The organism is Helicobacter sp. 11S02596-1 (genome assembly GCF_002272825.1).
GTDB lineage: Bacteria > Campylobacterota > Campylobacteria > Campylobacterales > Helicobacteraceae > Helicobacter_J.
Window position 1 is genome coordinate 1 of the sequence record NZ_MLAM01000025.1, and the last position, 3,778, is coordinate 3,778.

At 40.2% G+C, this 3,778-nt stretch carries 4 protein-coding genes; all 4 read right to left on the bottom strand.

Going from position 1 to position 3,778, the window contains the following annotated elements; translation table 11 throughout:
* Nucleotides 1–127 precede the first annotated feature (127 nt).
* Entirely contained in the window at nt 128–1,201 is a 1,074-nt protein-coding gene (locus BJI48_RS09170) for a site-specific integrase (protein WP_180763109.1), read from the bottom strand.
* 166 nt (nt 1,202–1,367) lie between these two features.
* Entirely contained in the window at nt 1,368–1,637 is a 270-nt protein-coding gene (locus BJI48_RS09175) for a hypothetical protein (RefSeq protein WP_095334264.1), read from the bottom strand.
* A complete protein-coding gene (locus BJI48_RS09180) occupies nt 1,621–2,064 on the bottom strand; it encodes a hypothetical protein (protein WP_095334266.1) in 444 nt (147 codons plus the stop codon). Before BJI48_RS09180 ends, BJI48_RS09175 begins: the two co-directional genes overlap by 17 nt.
* A gap of 147 nt (nt 2,065–2,211) precedes the next feature.
* Nucleotides 2,212–3,117 (bottom strand): helix-turn-helix domain-containing protein, encoded by a 906-nt coding sequence (locus BJI48_RS09185; RefSeq protein ID WP_095334268.1) that lies wholly within the window; start codon nt 3,115–3,117, stop codon nt 2,212–2,214.
* Nucleotides 3,118–3,778: the final 661 nt, after the last annotated feature.

Below are 3,778 nucleotides of genomic sequence, written 5' to 3' on the forward strand. Positions count from 1 at the left end.
GGGTGAAAACCCCGCTACGCCGACCAGTGTGCTTCTAAATCAACCCCCTAAAACACGCTATTTGTTTTTCTTCAAATTCCACCTGTGCCAGTTATGTGCCAAAAGCTCCCTTAGCTATTAACTCAAGCTAGGCACTAAAACCATCTAAAAACGTTGCCCGTTTTTTGTCTGTTTTGATAAATCGTGCGTATCTTGAGAAAGTTATTTGTGCATCGGTATGTCCTAGCATTTTGGACACCCATAAGATGTCTTCACCCTGTGCAATCATCAAACTCGCAAAGCTATGGCGGGTATTATATAGCACTCTATCACCAAAGCCTAATCGCTTAAATAATGGTTGCCAATATCGCTTCAGCGAATGAGAATCAGAAAACATTTTTCCCTCTTGATTGGGAAACACCACACTATCACTACGTTTAAGGGCTTTTTGCTCCAATAATGCCTGCTTGACTACAGGAAGCATATCCACTTCCCGAATACTCGCACGGGTTTTGGGGGAAGTGAGCCTACTCTCTCGAATGGATTTATTGACTCTAATGATATTCCTATCAAAGTCAATATCTTCCCATTTCAGAGCTAACATCTCCCCTGTTCGCATTCCTGTAAAGAATGCTAAGGTTAGCATATGCTTAAACCACCCATTAGAAGTTTGTAAAATCAACGTTATTTCCTCAAGCGAAAATGGGTTGATTTCAGGTTTTTTCAATCTGGGCGTTGGCACATTTTGCAAGGGATTAACCTGCAATATACCACTAGATAAAGCATCCTTTAAAATAGTAGAAAGAACAATCCTTGCGTTTAACAAGGTCTTGGGACTTACTCCTGTTTCTAAGACTTGGCTTTGCCAGTTCTTAATATCAAGAGGGGTGATTTCCTCTAAGCTTTTCTCACCAAAAAAGGGGATTATCCGTGCGTGAAAAATATTAAGATATTCCTTTGTTGTCAGCTCCCGCCGTGTCGCCTTATTAGCTTGCAAAGAAGCTACCGCAAAGCTCTCAAAGCTTACACCGACCTTTTTTTGGTTTTGATTCTTTGCAATAATATGGTGTTTTAATAAACTTTCCCAATTTCTCTCCGCCCAAGCAAGTGTCTCTCTACACACTTTCTTGCCAGTGGAGATTCGATACCTACTCCCCGAGATTGTCCCATTGACATAAACGATACCATTCCTTGCGTAGGCGTGTTTAAAAATGCTTGCCATTGTTGTGTCCTTTTTGTTAGCAAAAGGGCTGTGCATCTTTGGCAGTTGTGATTGTAGCATAGTCATTTGTAAGCTCCTATTATTTTTTTGTTTTGATTTTTTATTCGATTCACGTTGTGAATCTAAAAGACCACTTACGCCGATTCCATCAGTGTTCCTAATGTTTTTACCACCTCCCCCGCAACTTCTCCAATCCCTGCTTACTTAAAAACCATCTGCGTTTGATTCGCATATACTCGACTTCTGGTTCAAGATTGCGGGTTCGCATTCTCGCATACACCCCACCCACAGACAAACCCAATATAATGCTGGCTTCACGCAGTGAAATCAAATAATTTTTTGTCTCGATAAAAGTGTCTAGCTTTTTATGGAGTGATTGGATTTCTTTGTAAAGCACCATAAAATCGATTGCATCAATCTTATCCCCCGCATTCATTGATTGCCCCCAGTAATGCATAAGCTTTTTTATAGACTTGCTCTCGGATATGGGATTTCACATCAAGACTTTCATCAAAGCAAGGCTGGCTTTTCAGCCACATAATCGTTTTTTTGTTCCCATAGCGGAGCGGTTTGTTTTGTTTGTAGGCAATGTATTCTTGCTCGATAATATGGCTAAGCTGTTTTTTGTAAAATATATCAAAATACCCACAAAAATACGCCAGCGTGATTGTGCCATTACGCATTTTATTGAGTGGGTCGCTCATTAAGGCGTCATAAAAGTCATTTCTAAGCATTGGTTCAAGACGTTCTAACATTTCTCGGACTTTTTGGAGCATTCTGGGCGTAAGGGTGTTTTTTTGAATCAAGAGGTCAGCAATGAAATCTTGGGGGGTGATAGGGAGTGTGGCACATTCTTTCGTCATTGGTTCTCCTTTCGTTTTTATTTGATACTCGGTTTGCCTTTTTGGCAAACCTGAAGATCACTCCCACCGATTAAATCGGTGTTCGCTCCTAAAGTTATCATCTCACACCCAAGCTCCGCTTGGGTGTTGGAGATAGGTTTTATCGAATCACTTAAACCTTAGGAAGTATTTCCCCTCATAATCTCTTAGCGCAACCACTTCCTTGCCATCAACTAGCGGGATGGATTTGGTTTGGAATGCCACATCTTGGATATAAATGCCTTGCTTTCTTAGCTCGGAATCGATATATTGGCTTTGATTTTGCCTGTGCGAAGCGGGGCGGGATTTGGTGTTTGTCGCTCGGCTAAAAGCGTGAGGTGTTTTGACATACACGCTATCCCAGCTATTAATGATTGATTCCCTCATCGCTTCGCTCACGTCTTCTAAGCTAAAGCCCTCTAGCTTATTTAAAAGCATTTTGGCAGCTCGGACGCTAAAGCCCTTTTTCTTTTCCAATCGGCACGCCACAAATTCGCTCCACAAATCTTTGGGGATATTTTCACCCAAAGGCAAGGCTAAGATTTCATTTTTGATTGATTCGTTTTTGGATTTGCCTTTAGGGAGAGAATGATTGGAATTGAAATTTTCTTTTTTTGCTTTAGTTTTTTTATATATATAATTAATATTCTCAAAGAGAATATTATTTGTTAGTTGCCTATTTTTTAGGCATTCGGGTGGCTGTTTTTTGTCAATTTTTAGGCTTTGGGTAGGGTCAATTTTTAGGCATTCGGTCGCCTCATTTTTTAGGCTGATAAAATATTTAAATTTACCCGTAAATTTTCCCGCCTCATTTTGGATTTTTTCTCGCTGGACATACCCGCTATTTAGAAGCTCTTTGAGGTATTTTGCAATGGTATCGTGGTGCTTGAAGCCTAGAGTTTCTTGGATGTCTTTGTTAGAAAAGTCCCAATCAATTGGTCGAGAAGCAATATACCAAAACAAGGCTTTAGCGTCCCGACTAAGATTTTTATTTGTGATGATGTGATTGGGGAGCTTGGAATAATTATTTTGCATTAGTTCTCCTTTGGAAGTGATTTGATATTTCCTTAGGTCGGGGGTGGGAAGAAAAAATGCAGGAATGTTGTTGGAGCTATTTGCAAAAAAGGAGAACCGCCCCCCACATAAGGAAATATTTTGGAATTAGGTAGAAATTAAATATTTTTTGCACTCTCGTTTCTGTCCCAATTAACAGCTTCACGCCAACAAATAGCTTCAAGGTCTTTTGACAAACCCGATAAAAGCATAGATTGCAATATTTTGTTAGGGTGTGTTACATTTTTGCAATATTTTTGCATTAATGCCACACATTCCCCCACACGACCTCTAAAAATTGGGTTGATGACGTGCATAGCACGGAATAACCCAATAACTTTAGGAGCGAACACGGGTTTTACTCGTGTAAGCGGTCTTCAGATTCGATTTATCGAATCGCTTTGCATATGCAATAATCGGGCGAATCCCAAAAGAGAAAAGCCATCTGTTTGAGAAATGCAGTTTAAAAACGGCTTGGAAGTCTCACCGCTGAAAAGTCAAATAACACCGATAACTGGGGGTTGAACTGGGATTTTTCGTTTGCTTTTACAACGGGTGCTATACCCTTAGACCTTTTTTTTCAACCCTCGTGTAATGCGTATTTACAAGCGTTTTTCAAAAATGCTGTGCCAAAATTGTGCCA

Bases quoted from the DNA above. Each gene is read 5' to 3' on its own strand.
- BJI48_RS09170 (WP_180763109.1), bottom strand. From the start codon at position 1,201: ATGGCAAGCATTTTTAAACACGCCTACGCAAGGAATGGTATCGTTTAT.
- BJI48_RS09175 (WP_095334264.1), bottom strand. From the start codon at position 1,637: ATGAATGCGGGGGATAAGATTGATGCAATCGATTTTATGGTGCTTTAC.
- BJI48_RS09180 (WP_095334266.1), bottom strand. From the start codon at position 2,064: ATGACGAAAGAATGTGCCACACTCCCTATCACCCCCCAAGATTTCATT.
- BJI48_RS09185 (WP_095334268.1), bottom strand. From the start codon at position 3,117: ATGCAAAATAATTATTCCAAGCTCCCCAATCACATCATCACAAATAAA.